The organism is Amycolatopsis sp. MEPSY49, assembly GCF_051337345.1.
Classification (GTDB): Bacteria; Actinomycetota; Actinomycetes; order Mycobacteriales; family Pseudonocardiaceae; genus Amycolatopsis.
In genome coordinates this window covers 427,654-443,489 of record NZ_JBDLYJ010000004.1, presented here as the reverse complement: position 1 = coordinate 443,489, position 15,836 = coordinate 427,654, and the positions used below count along the sequence as shown (strand labels likewise).

19 protein-coding genes are annotated in these 15,836 nt (G+C 70.6%); 6 read left to right on the top strand and 13 right to left on the bottom strand.

Features of this window, described 5'->3' with window-relative positions; all coding sequences use genetic code 11:
• Positions 1–44: 44 nt before the first annotated feature.
• The 10 genes from ABFJ78_RS21570 to ABFJ78_RS21525 all read right to left on the bottom strand — a co-directional run bounded on the left by ABFJ78_RS21570 (position 45) and on the right by ABFJ78_RS21525 (position 5,290).
• On the bottom strand, positions 45–1,124 hold the full coding sequence (locus tag ABFJ78_RS21570) for an ATP-dependent DNA ligase (protein WP_436388147.1): 1,080 nt from the start codon (positions 1,122–1,124) through the stop codon (positions 45–47).
• 26 nt (positions 1,125–1,150) lie between these two features.
• Positions 1,151–1,750 (bottom strand): alkaline shock response membrane anchor protein AmaP, encoded by a 600-nt coding sequence (locus ABFJ78_RS21565; RefSeq protein ID WP_436388146.1) that lies wholly within the window; start codon positions 1,748–1,750, stop codon positions 1,151–1,153.
• Complete coding sequence (locus ABFJ78_RS21560; RefSeq protein WP_436388145.1) at positions 1,747–2,283, bottom strand: DUF6286 domain-containing protein; 537 nt, start codon at positions 2,281–2,283, stop codon at positions 1,747–1,749. The genes ABFJ78_RS21565 and ABFJ78_RS21560 overlap by 4 nt, the downstream gene beginning before the upstream one ends.
• 2 nt (positions 2,284–2,285) lie before the next feature.
• Positions 2,286–2,636 carry an Asp23/Gls24 family envelope stress response protein gene (locus ABFJ78_RS21555; RefSeq protein ID WP_436388144.1) on the bottom strand — a complete coding sequence of 117 codons (351 nt, stop codon included), beginning with the start codon at positions 2,634–2,636 and terminating at the stop codon, positions 2,286–2,288.
• Positions 2,633–2,809, bottom strand: a complete 177-nt coding sequence (locus tag ABFJ78_RS21550; protein ID WP_086674141.1) for a hypothetical protein — start codon at positions 2,807–2,809, stop codon at positions 2,633–2,635. Before ABFJ78_RS21550 ends, ABFJ78_RS21555 begins: the two co-directional genes overlap by 4 nt.
• 35 nt (positions 2,810–2,844) lie before the next feature.
• Positions 2,845–3,066 carry a hypothetical protein gene (locus ABFJ78_RS21545; RefSeq protein WP_436388143.1) on the bottom strand — a complete coding sequence of 74 codons (222 nt, stop codon included), beginning with the start codon at positions 3,064–3,066 and terminating at the stop codon, positions 2,845–2,847.
• Positions 3,063–3,500, bottom strand: a complete 438-nt coding sequence (locus ABFJ78_RS21540) for an Asp23/Gls24 family envelope stress response protein (RefSeq protein ID WP_372668064.1) — start codon at positions 3,498–3,500, stop codon at positions 3,063–3,065. The genes ABFJ78_RS21545 and ABFJ78_RS21540 overlap by 4 nt, the downstream gene beginning before the upstream one ends.
• An 88-nt stretch (positions 3,501–3,588) precedes the next feature.
• Positions 3,589–4,002: an Asp23/Gls24 family envelope stress response protein gene (locus ABFJ78_RS21535; protein ID WP_436388142.1), complete on the bottom strand. Its 414-nt coding sequence runs from the start codon at positions 4,000–4,002 to the stop codon at positions 3,589–3,591.
• Positions 4,002–4,556, bottom strand: a complete 555-nt coding sequence (locus ABFJ78_RS21530; protein WP_436388141.1) for an RNA polymerase sigma factor — start codon at positions 4,554–4,556, stop codon at positions 4,002–4,004. Before ABFJ78_RS21530 ends, ABFJ78_RS21535 begins: the two co-directional genes overlap by 1 nt.
• Positions 4,553–5,290: a pyrimidine reductase family protein gene (locus ABFJ78_RS21525; protein WP_436388140.1), complete on the bottom strand. Its 738-nt coding sequence runs from the start codon at positions 5,288–5,290 to the stop codon at positions 4,553–4,555. Before ABFJ78_RS21525 ends, ABFJ78_RS21530 begins: the two co-directional genes overlap by 4 nt.
• Positions 5,291–5,380: 90 nt before the next feature.
• Between ABFJ78_RS21525 and zapE the strand changes: the two genes are divergently transcribed.
• Positions 5,381–6,400, top strand: coding sequence for a cell division protein ZapE (gene zapE, locus ABFJ78_RS21520; protein WP_436388139.1), 1,020 nt, complete (start codon positions 5,381–5,383; stop codon positions 6,398–6,400).
• Here zapE and ABFJ78_RS21515 read toward each other — a convergent pair.
• Positions 6,354–6,911 carry a phosphatase PAP2 family protein gene (locus ABFJ78_RS21515; protein WP_436388422.1) on the bottom strand — a complete coding sequence of 186 codons (558 nt, stop codon included), beginning with the start codon at positions 6,909–6,911 and terminating at the stop codon, positions 6,354–6,356. The two genes, zapE and ABFJ78_RS21515, sit on opposite strands and share 47 nt — an antisense overlap.
• 62 nt (positions 6,912–6,973) lie before the next feature.
• Here ABFJ78_RS21515 and ABFJ78_RS21510 point away from each other — a divergent pair, with 62 nt between their 5' ends.
• Both ABFJ78_RS21510 and ABFJ78_RS21505 read left to right on the top strand, forming a co-directional pair.
• A complete protein-coding gene (locus tag ABFJ78_RS21510; RefSeq protein ID WP_436388138.1) occupies positions 6,974–7,846 on the top strand; it encodes an FAD-dependent oxidoreductase in 873 nt (290 codons plus the stop codon).
• A gap of 289 nt (positions 7,847–8,135) precedes the next feature.
• Positions 8,136–11,429 (top strand): type ISP restriction/modification enzyme, encoded by a 3,294-nt coding sequence (locus tag ABFJ78_RS21505; RefSeq protein WP_436388137.1) that lies wholly within the window; start codon positions 8,136–8,138, stop codon positions 11,427–11,429.
• 39 nt (positions 11,430–11,468) lie between these two features.
• Here the strand turns inward: ABFJ78_RS21505 and ABFJ78_RS21500 are convergent, their stop codons facing one another.
• Positions 11,469–12,821, bottom strand: a complete 1,353-nt coding sequence (locus ABFJ78_RS21500) for a DUF2252 domain-containing protein (protein ID WP_436388136.1) — start codon at positions 12,819–12,821, stop codon at positions 11,469–11,471.
• A gap of 126 nt (positions 12,822–12,947) precedes the next feature.
• Between ABFJ78_RS21500 and ABFJ78_RS21495 the strand changes: the two genes are divergently transcribed.
• Entirely contained in the window at positions 12,948–13,589 is a 642-nt protein-coding gene (locus ABFJ78_RS21495; RefSeq protein WP_436388135.1) for a hypothetical protein, read from the top strand.
• A gap of 69 nt (positions 13,590–13,658) precedes the next feature.
• Here ABFJ78_RS21495 and rocD read toward each other — a convergent pair whose 3' ends face one another.
• Complete coding sequence (gene rocD / locus ABFJ78_RS21490; protein WP_436388134.1) at positions 13,659–14,891, bottom strand: ornithine--oxo-acid transaminase; 1,233 nt, start codon at positions 14,889–14,891, stop codon at positions 13,659–13,661.
• A 144-nt stretch (positions 14,892–15,035) separates the two neighbouring features.
• Here rocD and ABFJ78_RS21485 point away from each other — a divergent pair, with 144 nt between their 5' ends.
• Positions 15,036–15,356: an ArsR/SmtB family transcription factor gene (locus ABFJ78_RS21485; protein ID WP_436388133.1), complete on the top strand. Its 321-nt coding sequence runs from the start codon at positions 15,036–15,038 to the stop codon at positions 15,354–15,356.
• Positions 15,353–15,823: an SRPBCC family protein gene (locus tag ABFJ78_RS21480; RefSeq protein ID WP_436388132.1), complete on the top strand. Its 471-nt coding sequence runs from the start codon at positions 15,353–15,355 to the stop codon at positions 15,821–15,823. Before ABFJ78_RS21485 ends, ABFJ78_RS21480 begins: the two co-directional genes overlap by 4 nt.
• Positions 15,824–15,836 lie beyond the last annotated feature (13 nt).

Below are 15,836 nucleotides of genomic sequence, written 5' to 3'. Positions count from 1 at the left end.
GCACGGTAGGAGCCGAGCTTCGCACGGCCGGTGTGGGACGCGGGTTAGCGGGTCCGCACCACCTGGCCGCGGAACACGGCGTCGAGGTCGTAGCGGGCGGGCTCGTCGAGCTGGCCGTAGTCGCACGACGCGGGTTCGCGGTCCGGGCGCCATCGCACGAACCGCGCGTTGTGCCGGAAGCGCGACGGCATCCCGCCTTCGGTGTTCTCGTAGGCGACTTCGACGACGCGCTCGGGCCGTAGCGGCACCCATTCGTGTTCGGTGGCGCGCCACCGCGTGACCCCGCCGGGGATTCGCTGGGCCTCGCCGGTCGCGCGCCCGCCCCAGGGGTGGTCTTCGCCGTCGGTCACGAGCGGCGCCAGCTCCTCGGCGAGCTCGCGACGGCGGTCCTTGGGGAACGACCCGACCGTGCCGACGTGGTGCAGCACGCCCTTTTCGTCGTGCAGGCCCAGCAGGAACGAGCCGACGAGCTCGCCGGGGCCGCCGTCGACGTGCCAGCGCAGCCCGGCGAGGACGCAGTCCGCGGTGCGCAGGTGCTTGTACTTGACCATCACGCGCTTGCCCGGCGTGTACGGCTCGTCGAGGGGCTTGCCGATGACGCCGTCGAGACCGGCGCCCTCGAAGAGCTCGAACCAGTGCCGCGCGGTGTCCGGGTCGGTGGTCGCCGGGGTCAGCGGGAAGCGGTCGCCGGCCAGCTCGACGAGCCGTTCGCGGCGGGCCGACGTCGGCTCGTCGAGCAGGGACTCGTCGTCGAGGGCGAGGACGTCGAAGGCGACGAACTCGGCCGGCTGCTCGGCCGCCAGCAGCGTGATCCGGCTTTCGGCGGGGTGGATGCGCTCGGTCAGGGCGTCGAAGTCCAGCCGCCCGCCGCGCGCGACGACCAGCTCGCCGTCCAGCACGACCCGCGGGGGCAGCGTCTCCAGCAGCCGCGCGACGGCTTCCGGGAAGTACCGGTTGAGCGGCTTTTCCGCGCGGGACTGCAGGTACAGCTCGTCGCCGTCCTTGAAGACGATGCAGCGGAAGCCGTCCCACTTCGGTTCGAACAGCAGGCCCCCGGAGTCCGGGATGGCCTTCGCGGGCTTGGCGAGCATCGGCTTCAGCGGCGGCTGCAGCGGTAGGGGCATGCGGGCATTCTGCGGAAAGACGCGGTTCAGCGCACGCGTTTCGCCGGGCTCGTGTCGAGTTCCAGGCGGACGGCGGTGGGCAGGACGTCGAGGCCGAGCGACTCCCGCGCCCTGGTCAGCACGCGGCCGTCCAGCTCCGCCCAGACGCTCTTGAGGTCGGTGCCCTCGTGCAGCCACAGCGTGACGCGCAACGCGGGAGACGTCCGGGAGCCGACGGCGCGGACCCGGGCGCGGCTCACGCCGTCGAGCTGTTCCGCGTCGGCCTGGACCGCGCCGGAGAGCGCGGCGGCGGTGACCACCAGTTCGGCGCCCTCGGTGCGGTCGAGGTCCAGGTCGGGGCGTGGTTCCGGGCGCAGCGACCGCAGCGTGCCGCGCAAGCCGAGCACGACCAGCAGGAGCCCGAGCACGATGGCGGCGATCCGCGCGGGCGTGGCGTGGCCGCCGAGCCAGTCGAGCGCCATCGGGTCGAGCAGCGGCCGGCGCCCGCGGAACTCGCCGAGCACGCCGAAGCCGACCACCAGGGCCAGCGCCCCGCCGAGCAGGGCCAGCAGGCCGACGAGGAACACGCCGGTGCGTTCGCCCGCATACGACCGGGAAAGCGCCTTCGCGGCCACGGACTTACTCATCGGCGGTCCTTCGGGGAGTCGACGACGACCGACACCTTCGGCCGTCGCGCGAGCGGGACGTCGTCGAGCAGCGCGGTCACGGTCTCGAGCAGCCGCGGCCGCAGCTCGCCCTCGGTTTCGAGGGTGCTCTTCGCCCGGACCCGGACGCGGCGGGCGCTCGCGGTGACCGTCGCGCCGGCGACGTTGTCCTGCGCGCGCACGGTGAGCCCGACCAGCCGGGCCAGCGAGCGCGGCGACGTCGAGACGCTCACCTCGTCGGCCGGGTCGGTGAGCCGGACCGCGCGGTTCCCGGCGGCCAGCGCGCACAGCACCAAGACGAGTCCCGCGGCGGCCAGCACGCCGGCGCCCACGCGCACCGCGTAGGCGTCCCAGCCCAGCGAAGCGAGCTGAGCCTGCCAACGCGGCCACGGCACGAGCAGCGGGTCCGAAGCCGGACGCCACCAGTGCCAGCCGACTTCCAGGGCGAGCAGCGCCCCGGCGGCGGCGAAGGCCAGCCCGAGCAGGGTGGCGAGGAGGCGGACGAACAGGCGCACGGCTACCGCACCCTCGGCGTCACGGCGGGCCGCAGCGCGGACACCGTCACGGCGAGGGTCCGCACGTGGTAGCCGGTGAGCAGCTCGACCTCTTCGGTGACCTTCTCGCGCACGACACCGACGACGGTCCGCACCGGCGCCGGGTACTGCAGGGCCAGGTCGAGCGCGAGGTCGACGTCGTTGTCGAGGCCGCCGACCTTCGCCTTGGCGCCCTTCTTGCCGTCGCTCGCGGTGCCGGGGACCTGGTCCGCGGCGTGCTGGGCGACCTTGCGGACCACAGCGTGCCCGACGGTGAGCGTGCCGCGCTCGGCGGGCTCGGCCAGCTCGCGCGGCACGTCCAGGACGCGGCTCACTTGTCGCGGCCCTTGCCGAAGAGCTCGCCGAGGTCGAGCTCGCCGTCGAGGACCCGGCCGGCGACCAGGCCGATGATCCCGACGGCCAGGGTCACCAGGAACGCGGTGAACCCCTGGGACGCGGCGAGGCCGAGGATCAGCCCGGCCAGGAGCCCGGTCTGCGTTGCGTTCACTTGTCCTCCTTGGACGGTCGTGCGAAAGGTGCGCGTCACCGCACCCGGGGTGGCCGGCGGCGGAAGCGGGCGAGCAGCGCGGCGATCCCGCGCCGGCGGGCGGTGAAGCTCACCGGGGCGTCGAAGCGGGAGTCCACTTCGGACTCGCCGGCGCGGAACCGGGCGAGCCCTTCGGCGAACACGGCCGGATCGCCGCCCACATCGGGGTGGTGGGTGCGCACGAACTCCCGGAAGGCCGCCCGGTCGCGCCCGGTCATTCCACCCGCGTCGATTCGGCTTCTTCCTCGCCGGGCAGGTGGATGTCGTTGACGGCGATGTTCACCTCGATCACCTCGAGGCCGGTGATCTGCTCGACCGCGGTGATCACGTTGCGCCGCACCGCGCGGGCGACGTCGACGATGCGCGCGCCGTACTCGACGATCACGTCGAGGTCGATCGCCGTCTGCTTCTCGCCGACCTCCACGGCCACGCCGGTGGTGCTCACCGTGCCGGAGCCGGGGATGCGTTCGCGCAGCGCGCCGATCGCGCGGGACACCCCGCCGCCGCCCAGGGCGTGCACCCCGGCGACCTCGCGGGTGGCCAGGCCGGCGACCTTCTGCACGACCAGCGAGGAGATCGTGGTGCGGCCGGCGGTGCCCTCCTCGTTGAGCGGGGTCACCGTGCCGGGGCTTTCGGTCCGTTCCGGGTGCATACGTGCGGGCTCCTCTCGGGCGGTCTCTCGCCCGTACGATGCCCGCGCGGGCGCAAACCTCACGCAGACTCACCCGATCGGGGGAACGTCACTCGCGGTGGACGTCCACGACGTGCACGTTCACCGTCGCCTCGCTCCCGAGCTGGCGCGCCAGCTCGGCGGTGACCTCCCGCCGCAGCGCCTCGGCGGCCTCGTCGGCGGCGACGCCGAACCGGACGGACACGAGCACCTGCACGGCGTCGTCCTCGACGGCGACGGCCGAAACCCGCACCCCGGCCGGCGCCCGCTCGCCGGCGATCGCCCTGGCCAGCCGCGTGACGACGGTCTCCGCGACCCGCAGGTCGCCGTCGTCCCCGGGCACCTCGACCACGGTCCGGCGGCTGCGCGCGACGGCCCGCAGGACCCGTTCGACCAGGCCGGGCGGGGTCGGCACCCGGCGTGCGGCCGCCCGGCGCACGGCGTCCCAGCGGGGGTCCCGCTCGGGGTCGGACTGCTCGGCCATCACCGCTCCCTCAACTCGGCGAGCAGCGCCACCCTGGCCCGGTGCAGCCGGGAACGCAAGGCTCCGACGTTCACGTCGAGCACTTCGGCGACCTCTTCGTAGCTGAGCCCTTCCAGTTCGCGCAGCACCAGCGGCACCCGCTGCGAGACCTCCAGCCTGCCGATCGCGCGCAGCACCGCGTCGACCTCTTCGGCCCGCACGACGCGGCCTTCGGGGCCCGGGACCGCGGCGGCGAGCAACGCCGTGTCCACAGTGGACCGGTCGGCGGGCTCGTCGAGGGAGACCGTGGGCCGGCGGCGGCGCAGCAGCGCGAGCGCGCTGTTGGTGACGACGCGGTAGAGCCACGTCGAGACCGCGGATTCGTGCCGGAAGCCGGGGAGGGCGCGCCAGGCGGCGAGCCACGAGTCCTGCACGACGTCCTCGGCCTCGCCCGCGCTGCCGGTGATCCGCAGCGCGACGCGGTACATCCGGGGCGTGTGCCGCCGCACGAGCGCGCCGAACGCGGCGTCGTCACCGGCCGCGGCCCGGCAGACCAGGTCGGCGTCGTCGCTCACCCGGCGTCCCGGCGGTAGCGCAGGAGCGTGAAGCCCTCCTCGACCAGGATCGACGCCAGCGCGAGCCGGCGCGGCACGGCGACCGGCCCCGCCGCGATCCGCGACGCGCTCCCGGCGACGAGCAACGGCGCGACCGTGAGGCACAGCTGGTCCACCAGGTCGGCTTCGACGAGCTGCCCGAACAGCCGCGGCCCGCCCTCGCACGCGACGCGGCGCAGACCGCGCGCGGCCAGCAGGTCGAGCGCGCGCCGGACGTCGACTTCGGTGTCCCCGGCGCGCAGGACCTCCGCCCCGGCCGCTTCCAGCCGCTGGGTCTCGGCGGTTTCCGTGGTCACCACGATCGGGGGTACGACGGTTTCGGTGAACAACCGGGACGCGGGGTCGAGGTCCGCGGTGCGCGTCACGACGGCGATCGGCGGGACGGTCTCGAAGCCGAGCCGGCGCCGGCGTTCGAGGCGCTTCGGGCCCGCGACGACCCCGCGGTAGTCCTCGGCGCGGGCGGTGCCGGCGCCGACCAGGATCACGTCGGCGAGGTCGCGCCCGAGCAGGAAGACCTTGCGGTCGGCGGCGTGCGAAAGGCCGGCGGAGGTCGTGTCGACCTCGACGGCGCCGTCGGCGGACGCGACGAAGTTGACCTGCACCCAGGGGCGGTCGAGGTCCGCCGGGTAGGCGTAGATCGACTCCAGGTCGGTCCCGGTCAGCTCGTCCGTCGAAGAAGGCCACACGCTCCGCACGCCGACAATCCCAGCACGGGCGTGAAGTGCGTCTCGACCGGGGGACATCGCCGCCTGCCGGGTCGCGTCACGCCGTTAGGCTCTGCGACCATGCCCGCGCACCTCACCGACCGCCGTCCCGAGCTGTCCTCCGACGAGCTGATCGGTGCGCTGGTGCCGCCGCCGCGCTTCGACGCGGTCCGGTTCGAGACCTACCTCCCGAACCCGGACGAGCCGAGCCAGGCCGCCGCGGTGGCGGCGTGTTCGGCGTTCGCGGCCAAAGTCGGCGCGCGCAAGGAGAAGAAGCGCTTCAAGCTCTTCGGCGGGTCGTCCGAGCCGGCCGGCCCGATGGGGCTCTACCTCGACGGCGGGTTCGGCGTCGGCAAGACCCACCTGCTCGCCTCGACGTGGCACGCGGCGCCGTCGCCCAAGGCGTACGGCACGTTCGTCGAGCTGACCCACCTGGTCGGAGCGCTGGGCTTCGCCGAGGCCGTGCGTCGCCTGTCGGAGCACCGGATCCTGGCCATCGACGAGTTCGAGCTGGACGACCCCGGCGACACCACGCTGGTCACGCGGCTGCTGCAGGAGCTGATGGACGCGGGCGTGTACGTCGCGGCGACGTCGAACACGCTGCCGGAGAAGCTTGGCGAAGGCCGGTTCGCCGCCGAGGACTTCCTGCGCGAGATCCAGACGCTGTCGGCCCGGTTCGGCGTCGTGCGCGTCGACGGCCCGGACTACCGCCATCGCGGCCTGCCGGACGCGCCGCCGCCGGTCACGCCGGACGTCCTCGAAGAATCCGTCGCCGCGCACGAGGGGTCCACTGTGGACGACTTCGACGCGTTGGTCGAGCACCTGGCGTCGCTGCACCCCTCGCGCTACGGGCGGCTGCTGGACGGCGTCACCCGGGTGCACCTGCGGGACATCCACCCGGCGCCGGACCAGAACGTGGCGCTGCGGCTGGTCGCGTTCGCCGACCGGCTCTACGACCGGGCCATCCCGGTGGTCGTCTCGGGCGAGCCGCTGCCGGCGCTGTTCACCGAGGAGATGGTGAACGGCGGCTACCGCAAGAAGTACCTGCGCGCGGTCAGCCGGCTGACGGCGCTGGCGCGGGACGCGGCACCGGCCACGTGAGCAGCACGACAGCCACGGCGAACAGCGTCCCGCCGGCGACGTCGGTGAGGTAGTGGTAGCCGAGGCCGACCAGCCCGGCCGTGGCGGCCAGCAGCGCCAGCGCGCTCAGCACCACCACGAAAACCTTGCGCGTGACGAGCACGAGCACGGTCAGCACCGCGACCAGGCTCACGGTGTGGCCGCTCGGGTAGACGAGGGTGTCGTTCTTCCACCGGTCGTACAGGGGTTTGAGCAGGACGGCGGTCAGCAGGATCGCCAGCAGCGGCGCCGCGAGCGCGAGCCCGGCTTCCAGCTTCCGGCCCGCGCGCAGGCACAGGACGACGCCGAGGACGCCGAGGGCGAACACGACGTACGGCTCGGTCGGGAAGACCAGCGCGCGCAACACGCCGGGGCTCAAGTGCGCCGTCCAGCCGGCGGCCACGGCGTCGACGGCGCCCGGGGTCGTCCCGCCGGCGAACGGCAGTCCCAGCAACAGCGCGAGCGGCCCGCAGACCGCGGCCGGCACCCACATCGTCCTCACCCGCGCGAGGGTAGCCGCGGCGGCGTGGGACGGCCGTCTGCCACGATGCGGGCATGCACATCACGGTGGCGGGGGCCGGGATCATCGGCCTGAGCTGCGCGTACCGGCTGGCCGGTGCGGGCCACGACGTGACGGTCGTCGCGGCGGCCGGCCCGGGGGAGTCGACGTCGGCGGTGGCGGGCGGGGTGCTGTACCCGCCGGTGCGCCGCCCGGACAAGCGGATCGCGCGGTGGACGGCGGAGACCTTGGCGGTGCTGCGGGCGCAGGAGGCGCCCGGGGTGCGGTTCCGCCGCGGCCGCGTCCTGCTGGCCTCGGGCGAGCCGGAGCCGCAGTGGCTGCGCGCGATGATCGACCCGGTCCGCGACGGCGACCAATTGGTGTTCACGACGGCGCTGGTCGACACGCCGGTGTACCTGGAGTGGCTGCTGGCCCAGGTGGTTTCGCTGGGCGTGCGCGTCGAATACCGGTCGTTGACGTCGTTGTCGGGCCTGGGCCCGGTGGTCAACGCGGCGGGCCTGGGCGCGGGTCCGTTGGCGGGCGACGGTTCGATGGTCCCGATCGGCGGGCAGGTCGTGCACCTGGCCGACCCGGGCCTGCGCGAGTTCGTGGTGGACGAGACGGGCCCGGGCGTGACGTACGCCATCCCGCACGGCACGCACGTGGTGTGCGGCGGAACGGAGGAGCCGGGCCGCGGCGACACGATCCCGAACCCGGGCGTGACGGCGGACATCGTGCGGCGGTGCCGCGAGCTGGTCCCGGCGTTGGCGGGGGCGGAGGTGCTGCGGTCGGCGGTGGGGCTGCGCCCGTTCCGGCCGGTGGTGCGGCTGGAGCGAACCGGTGACGTCGTCCACTGCTACGGCCACGGCGGCTCGGGGATCACGCTCGCGTGGGGTTGTGCGGCTGACGTCCTCGACCTCGTCGGCTAGTCCGATCAGGTTGGCGAATCACGTTCTCGCTTCAGTTGTCGCCAGTCGGTAAACTGGACGAAAATTGGCCAAAGCACAAGATTGTAATTCCGGAAAAACCGCCTGTTCGGCGGTTCCGTCATGTATCCGTAGCCTGCTCAAGGCTCAGCTGTGATCTTCGCGAACTCTTAGTGATCAAATCCGTTCGTGATCAGACCCTTTAGGCCGAAGACAATCCGGTGGAGAGGAGGTGAATTTGATCTGTCGGGTTGCCTTCTTGGTGGGAGGGTGAATGCCTCGAAACCGCACTGTGGGGCTGAAGATCGGTACCACTACGGTCGACATGGTCATTGCCGAGTTCGGCCGGGAAGTTACCAGCAAACTCCGCACTGGGCACGGCTCGAAAGAAGATCATTTGCGAGGCCCGTTTGAACGCATGCTCGCGGCGATAGCCGGTAGTTTGGGTTTGAAGATCACGATGATCGGTGAGACTCGCCTGCCGGAACTCTCGATCCGACCTGACTACGCCATCGATGTCGCCGGGGCGCGAGCGGGATACGTAGAGTTGAAGAAGCCCGGTCACGGGGTTCCGGACACCTGGACGAGGGCGAGCAAGCACGACCTCGAGCAATGGGAGAAGTTCAAGCGATTGCCGAACGTCCTCTACTCCGACGGAGAACAGTTCGCGCGCTTCAACTTCGGCAAGCTTCAGGGAGTGGTCGCCAAGCTCGAGCCGGGCCTCGATCGCGCCGGCAGCAAGTTTCACGCGGTCGGCACGGACTTCGCTCGCGTCCTCACCGACTTCCTGCTGTGGGAGCCTGAACGTCCGCGTACATTGGACGAACTCGTCCGCTTGATCGCCAACCTCTGCGGCCTGCTGCGCGATGATGTCGTCGCAGAGATCGTGCGAGAGGAGTCTGGTAAGTCGAAAGCGCAGACCTTCCGCAGTCTCGCCGAGGACTGGAGGAGAGTTCTCTTTCCGAACCTGACGGGCATGGAGTTCGCGGATCAGTACGCGCAAACGATCACCTTCGCGCTCCTGCTGGCTCGGGTCGAAGGTGTCAGCTTCCCCGGACGGTCCATCGGGGAGATCGCACGCTTGCTGGGAAAGAAGCATTCATTGATGGGCCGTGCGCTGACTGTTCTCACCGATCAGCCGGAGGAGGAGCAGAGTGTTGCTCTGACGACCATGGTGCGAGTGCTCAGTGTGGTTGATTGGGCAGAGTTTCCTGACGACACCTACGCAATGCTGTACGAGCGCTTCCTTACCGAGTACGACCCGGCTCTACGTCGGAAGAGCGGCATTTACTACACGCCTGCGTCGCTGGTGTCGTTCATTACCGGCTTCGTGGACGACATCCTACGGTCGCGGTTGGGTCGAAGTCTGGGCTTCGCGGATCCGGATGTGATCGTCGTCGATCCGGCGATGGGGACGGGGAGCTTTTTGGCGGAGGTCGTGGACAAGGTCGCGGTTACCGTCGCGGAGGAGGAAGGGTCAGGTGCCGTTCCCGCCAGCCTGCGGGAGTTGTCGAAGAGGTTGATCGGCTTCGAGAACCAGGCAGCTCCGTACGCGGTCGCGGAACTCCGTATCCACAGCTTGCTGAAAAAGCGGCACCGCGCGGACATTCCGGCTTCGGAGCGAAGGTTTCTCACGGACACCCTCGATGACCCCGACATTCAACATCTCCCCTTGGGACGGATGTACGAAGCCATCGAGCGGTCCCGCAAAGGTGCGAACAGGGTCAAGCGCGAAGAGCCGGTCATGGTGGTGATCGGCAACCCGCCCTTCGTCGACAAGGTAAAGGGCAGTTCCCCGTGGATCGAGGACCCGAGTTCGACGGGCGCGGCACCGAGTATCCACGCCTTCAAGAAGCCCGGAAATGGTCGTCTGGAGTACGTGCTTTGGAATAAGTACATCTACTTTTGGCGATGGGCGACGTGGAAGGCCTTCGATGCGCACCCCGCCGATCCGGCAGGTGTCGTCGCCCTGGTCTGCTCCGCGAGTTTTGCGACTGGCGCCGGGTTCGCAGGCATGCGGGAGTACCTTCGCAGAACCGCAGATGAGGGCTGGTTCATCGACCTGACACCGGAGGGTCATCAGCCGCCGATGTCCACCCGGTTCTTCAAGCCGAATCAACAACCCATTTGCGTGGCGGTCTTTATTCGGCGAGGTACGCCGAACCCGGCTGTTCCGGCTGTGATCCATCGGGTGGAAGTTTCCGGGAGTGTCGCCGAGAAGGAGGTCGGACTAAGTAACCTGCAGGTAGATGGTGGGTGGGAAACCTGCGTGAGCGGCTGGTCTGCTCCTTTCCGCTCGGTCGGAGACGGACGCTGGGACTCGATGCCCTCTCTGCCGGAGCTCATGCCTTGGCAATCGCCGGGGGTCAAGCCGAACCGCACTTGGGTGTACGCGCCGGATCGGAACTCTCTGAACGAGCGCTGGCGTACCATTGTGAGGGCGTCGCCGGACGAAAAATCCGCGCTGTTCTGCGAAAGTCGAGACGCGAACTTGCGGCGTGTCAATCCGCCTCTCCCTGGCTGCGTCGCGTCGAGTACACCGTTCCTCGAAGAGCGCGGCGATCCGCCGCAGATGATTCGTGTCGGTTTCCGGTCCTTCGACCGGCAGTGGGTGGTTCCGGATTCGCGGCTGCTGGCCACCCCGCGTCCCGCGCTCTGGGCCGTTGTGGGAGACCGGCAGATCTTCGTGGTCGAGCAGCATCTTCACGACATCGGTACGGGACCGGGGTTGGTTTTCTCTGGTCTCATCCCCGACATGCACCACTTCGCCGGTCGTGGCGGCAGGGTTGCACCGCTTTACCGCGACTCAGCGGGCCACGATCCGAACCTCTCGCCTGGACTACGGCAGCTGCTATCCGATCGGCTCGGCCTTGAGGTGACGTCTGACGATTTCGTCGCATACTTGGCCGCCGTCGTCGCCCATCCGGCGTTCACCACTCGGTTCGCGGTGAACCTCAGAACCCCCGGCATCAGAGTGCCGCTTACATGTCACCCGAAGTTGTGGACCGAAGCGGTCCGGCTCGGCCGCGAAGTAGTGTGGTTGCACACGTACGGAGAACGGTTCGCCGATGCCTCAGCCGGGCGCAGACCCGGTCCGCCGAAGATGCCGGCTGATCGTCCCGCTGTGCGTGCCGGGATTCCGGACACCGAGGAGAGCATGCCCGACGGCATCACGTATGACGAGAAGACCCGGACGTTGCATGTCGGGGATGGTCGTATCTCTCCGGTTTCGCCGGCGGTCTGGAGCTACCAGGTGGCCGGGATGTCGGTCGTCAAGCACTGGTTCGGGTACCGGAAGAAGAACCCATCCGGAAACCGGAAGTCGCAGCTCGACGACCTGGTCGCGACCACTTGGACGCCCGCCATGACGACCGAGTTGCTCGAACTGCTGAACGTCCTCGAGCTTTGTGTCGCGCTCGAGCCACGTCAGGCTGCGCTGCTGGACGAGATCATGGCGGGACGGCTGCTCACAGTCGACGATCTGACTGCGGCGAACGTCCTGCCGGTGCGGCCCGCGGCCAAAGCCGCCCCCAAAGCAGGAACCGAAACCGACCTGTTCTCTCAGGAGGAGACCAAAGATGCGTGAATTTGGTGCTGGTCGCATCCGAGCGTGGCGGTACCGGGATCACGGCCGGCCTGAGAAAGCGGCGTGGTCGGCCTCGGTCCGGTCGGCGTACCGGACGGCGTAGGCGCCCATCGCCTCGTCCAATTCGGAGTCGTCGGCGAAGTAGCCCGCCAGCAGCTTCGGGTGCAGTGACCGCGTGTGCGCGCGGGCCAGCAGGGCGCCGGCCAGCCGGCCGTAGTCGTCGAGGTGGTCCTTCTCCAGCTCCGCCGGGTCGATATCGCCCTTGAGGTTGCGGAACTGGCGGACGATGTACGGCACTCCGTCGATCGTCGTCCAGCCGAGCAGGATGTCCGTCTCCGCCTGCACCAGGCGGGCGCCGTCGACGATCCGGCGGCCTTCGTGGTCCGCCGCCGGCAGGGCGAGGTACGGCGCCAGTGCGGGCTTCGCCGCCTGCTTCACCTGCAGGACGAGGTCTTCGTCGTCGTTTCCGTGCAGCAGGGCGACGTAGCTGCGCAAGCCCACGCTGCCGGTGCCCACCACGCGGAAGGCGACGTCGGCGATGCGGTACCGCTCGATCAGCGTCCGCCGCGACTCGCGCAGAGTGTCCACATAGGACACCAACCCGGCGGCGACGGCTTCGGCCGCCCGGTCGTCGACGTGCGTGAGGACCGGCGGGTCCTCGACGAACCGGTGGCGCGCCAGGCCCGTCTCGTGGTCGTCGACGCGCTCGGTCCACTTCGCGGAGATCTTCGCGCTGTCGTTCTTGCGGGCCTTCTCGGCGGCGTCGGCGAAGTCGTCGATCAGCTCGTCGGCGCGGGCCTTGGACAGCACCGACGAGTCCGGCAGGGCGTTCCAGCTGCGCAGGAACGGCAGGTCCGCCAGCGCGCGGATGGTGCGGCGGTAGGACTTCACGGCGTCTTCGGCGGCTTCGCGGCAACCGGACTCGCCGATGCCGCCCTCGCGCCCGGCGAGCACGAGGCTGGCGGCGAGCCGCTTGAGGTCCCACTCCCACGGGCCCGGGACGGTCTCGTCGAAGTCGTTGATGTCCATCACGATCTTGCCTTCGGGCGTGCCGTAGAGCCCGAAGTTGGCGGCGTGGGCGTCGCCGCAGAGCTGGGCGGTCAGCCCGGAGTCCGGCGTGCCGGCGAGGTCGGCGCCCATCAGCCCGGCGGCGCCGCGGAAGAAGGTGAACGGGGACGCGAGCATGCGCTCACGGCGGAGTTCGGCCAGCTCGGGAAGCCGCCCGGCGTTGCTGGCCTCGAAGTACTGCTTCGCGCTCGGCCGGCCCGCACCGGCGGCCTCGTGGTCGTGCGCGGTGGCCGGGACTTTCTCCCGGAGCCGTTTCCCCTGCTCGTACAGCTCGCCCGGTGTGACGCTGTTCGTGCCCACCAGCGGGCGCTCCCCGAATCCCATACCGGGCACAACGCTCCAACCCGGACGAACGCTCCCGATTGACTGCGTACGGGTGAAAACCGCGCGGCCACCTGGGACGACCGCCGGTTCCGGACCTAACCTGGATCGTCACCCTGGGGAGGGGCCATGATCGATGGTGGGATAGTCGCCGCGTACGCGGGTGCGGCGTTCGCTCGGGGCGTCGCGAGGTTCGCCGACAGCAAGATCGACGAGCTGCTCAAGGCGATCGCCTTGCGCGTGACAGCCAAGCTGGGCAGACGGGCCGAGGAGGACCTGTCGCGTGCGCCCACCGACCGGGCCGTCCAGGAACGGGTCGCGCGGGCCGTGGAAAACCTCGCCGCCGCCGACCAGCGGTTCGCCCGTGAGCTGGACGCGCTCGTGCGGCGGCTCGACCAGGCCGGCGGCAGGCGGATCATCAACCAGGTCGTCGCGGAGACCAACGCGCAGCACTTCGGCCAGGGGAACATCGAGGTCGCGACGCACGGCGGCCTCATTTCCAAGGTCCATGCGCCGTCGCCGGCGAACTACTCCGGCGCGCCGGCGTGGGTGCGGGTCGCCGTCTGGCTGGGAGCGCTGCTCGCGGTCGGCGGGTTCGGCCTGACCGTGGTCGAGGTGGCCACCGTGATGTCCACCCGCACCGACGAGTTCGGGCGCCCCGCGTTCCCGGCGTTCGCCGACATCCGGCTCGGCGTCGTGCTCTTCGGGCTCGGCCTGGTGCTTTCCCTGGTCGCGTCCCTGGGGCGCGCCACCTCCCGGCGGGGCTGGTGACGGGCCCGCCGCTCGTTGTGCTCCGGATGCCGCCGGGGCGGGAGGTTCACCCGGCGGCATCCGGACGTCTTACGGGCGGATGACCTCGGCGATCGCGTCGATGCCGCGGTCCAGCTCCTCGCGCGTGATCACCAGCGGCGGCGCCACGCGCAGTGTGCGTTCGTGCGTCTCCTTGCACAGCACGCCGCGCCCGGCCAGCGCCTCCGACGCCTCGCGTCCCGACGGCCCGCCCGGGGCGATGTCGATGCCCGCCCACAGGCCGCGGCCGCGGACCTCGGACAGCCCGCTTCCGATCAGCGAGTTCAGCCGCCCGTGCAGGTGTGCGCCCAGCTCCGTCGAGCGCTGCTGGAACTCGCCCGTCGCCAGCAGCTTGACCACCGCGCGGCCGATCGCGCAGGCCAGCGGGTTGCCGCCGAACGTCGAGCCGTGCTCGCCCGGCTTCAGCACGCCCAGCACGTCGCGGCGGCCGACGACCGCGGACACCGGCATGATGCCGCCGCCGAGCGCCTTGCCCAGCGTGTACACGTCGGCGCGGACGCCTTCGTGGTCCAGCGCCAGCACCGTGCCCGTGCGGGCCAGCCCGGACTGGATCTCGTCGGCGATCAGCAGCACGCCGTGCTCGTCGCAGGCCGCGCGGACGTCGGCGAAGTAGCCCTCCGGCGGCACGATCACGCCGGCCTCGCCCTGCACCGGCTCCAGCAGCACCGCGGCGGTGCGCGGGGTGATCGCGTCGCGCAGGGCGGCCGCGTCGCCGTACTTCACCGTGACGAAGCCCGGGGTGAACGGGCCGAAGTCGGCGCGCGCGGTCTCGTCGGTCGAGAACGACACGATCGTGGTCGTCCGGCCGTGGAAGTTGGACCCGGCGACGATGATCTCGGCGGTGCCGTCCGGCACGCCCTTGACCCGGTGCGCCCACTTGCGGGCGATCTTGACCGCGGACTCGACGGCTTCGGCGCCCGAGTTCATCGGCAGCACCAGCTCGGTGCCGGTCAGCTCGGCCAGCTCGCGGCAGAACCGGCCCAGCTGGTCGTGGTGGAACGCCCGCGACGTCAGCGTGACGCGGCCGAGCTGCTCCACGGCGGCGGCGATCAGGTCCGGGTGGCGGTGGCCGAAGTTCAGGGCCGAGTAGCCGGACAGGAAGTCCAGGTAGGAACGGCCTTCGACGTCGGTCACCGAAGCACCGGAAGCTTCGGCGATCACGACGGGCAGGGGGTGGTAGTTGTGCGTGCTCCACCGCTCGTCGAGCTCGATGAAGCTCGCGGCGGTGGGGGCGGCGGTCTCCCGGCCGGCGAACGTCGTCATGTGTTCAGGTTAAGGGCAGAAGACGCAGAGTTCAGCCGGGAATCATTGCTTTCACCCGTCGTTCGTTGCGCAATCCGCCCGCAACACCCTCGAAACACTGCGCAACCGTTGACGACGGCATCGGTAAGCCGTAACTTACCGTTCGTGGCGACTTACGGAAGCGACCAGCTGGCCGCCCTCGCCGACCCTTCGCGCCGCGCGATCTTCGAGGCGCTGCGCGACGGGCCGCGCGCGGTCGGCGAGCTGGCCGCGGACCTGCCGATCAGCCGCCCCGCCGTCTCGCAGCACCTCAAGGTGCTCAAGGCGGCCGGCCTGGTCACCGACCGGGCCGTCGGCACCAAGCGGCTCTACCGGCTGGAACCGGCCGGGATCGCCGCCCTGCGCGCCTGGCTCGACGGGATGTGGTCGGACGCGCTGAAGGCCTTCGCCGAGCTGGCGGAATCCACCGAAGAGGAGCAGTCATGACCACCCTGGAACCGATCCGCAAGACGATCACCGTCGCCTGCTCGCGCGAGCACGCGTTCAAGACCTACACCGAGGCCTTCGACAGCTGGTGGCCGCGGCAGCACCACATCGGGGCGGGTGACCTCGCCGAAGCCGTCCTGGAGCCGAAGCCGGGCGGCCGCTGGTACGAGAGGACCGTGGACGGCGCCGAGTGCCAGTGGGGCGAGGTGCTCGTCTGGGAGCCGCCCGCCCGGGTGGTGCTGTCGTGGCGGATCGACGGCGACTGGCGGATCAACCCCGACCCGGCGTACGCCAGCGAGATCGAAGTCAGATTCGTCGAAGAAGGACCGCGCTCGACCCGCGTCGAACTGGAGCACCGCAACTTCGAGCGGCACGGCGAAACCGGCGCCAAGGTCCGCGAAGGCGTCTCCGGTGACGGCGGGCACGGTGCGCTGCTGGAACTCTTCGCCGCGAAAGCTGCCGCTTGAGTCGTTATCGTCA

Excerpts from the sequence above, each read along its gene's own strand:
- ABFJ78_RS21570 (WP_436388147.1), bottom strand. The coding sequence starts at position 1,124 with ATGCCCCTACCGCTGCAGCCGCCGCTGAAGCCGATGCTCGCCAAGCCC.
- ABFJ78_RS21565 (WP_436388146.1), bottom strand. The coding sequence starts at position 1,750 with ATGAGTAAGTCCGTGGCCGCGAAGGCGCTTTCCCGGTCGTATGCGGGC.
- ABFJ78_RS21545 (WP_436388143.1), bottom strand. The coding sequence starts at position 3,066 with ATGACCGGGCGCGACCGGGCGGCCTTCCGGGAGTTCGTGCGCACCCAC.
- ABFJ78_RS21540 (WP_372668064.1), bottom strand. The coding sequence starts at position 3,500 with ATGCACCCGGAACGGACCGAAAGCCCCGGCACGGTGACCCCGCTCAAC.
- ABFJ78_RS21535 (WP_436388142.1), bottom strand. The coding sequence starts at position 4,002 with ATGGCCGAGCAGTCCGACCCCGAGCGGGACCCCCGCTGGGACGCCGTG.
- zapE (WP_436388139.1), top strand. The coding sequence starts at position 5,381 with ATGCCCGCGCACCTCACCGACCGCCGTCCCGAGCTGTCCTCCGACGAG.
- ABFJ78_RS21515 (WP_436388422.1), bottom strand. The coding sequence starts at position 6,911 with ATGTGGGTGCCGGCCGCGGTCTGCGGGCCGCTCGCGCTGTTGCTGGGA.
- ABFJ78_RS21510 (WP_436388138.1), top strand. The coding sequence starts at position 6,974 with ATGCACATCACGGTGGCGGGGGCCGGGATCATCGGCCTGAGCTGCGCG.
- ABFJ78_RS21500 (WP_436388136.1), bottom strand. The coding sequence starts at position 12,821 with ATGGGATTCGGGGAGCGCCCGCTGGTGGGCACGAACAGCGTCACACCG.
- ABFJ78_RS21495 (WP_436388135.1), top strand. The coding sequence starts at position 12,948 with ATGATCGATGGTGGGATAGTCGCCGCGTACGCGGGTGCGGCGTTCGCT.
- rocD (WP_436388134.1), bottom strand. The coding sequence starts at position 14,891 with ATGACGACGTTCGCCGGCCGGGAGACCGCCGCCCCCACCGCCGCGAGC.
- ABFJ78_RS21480 (WP_436388132.1), top strand. The coding sequence starts at position 15,353 with ATGACCACCCTGGAACCGATCCGCAAGACGATCACCGTCGCCTGCTCG.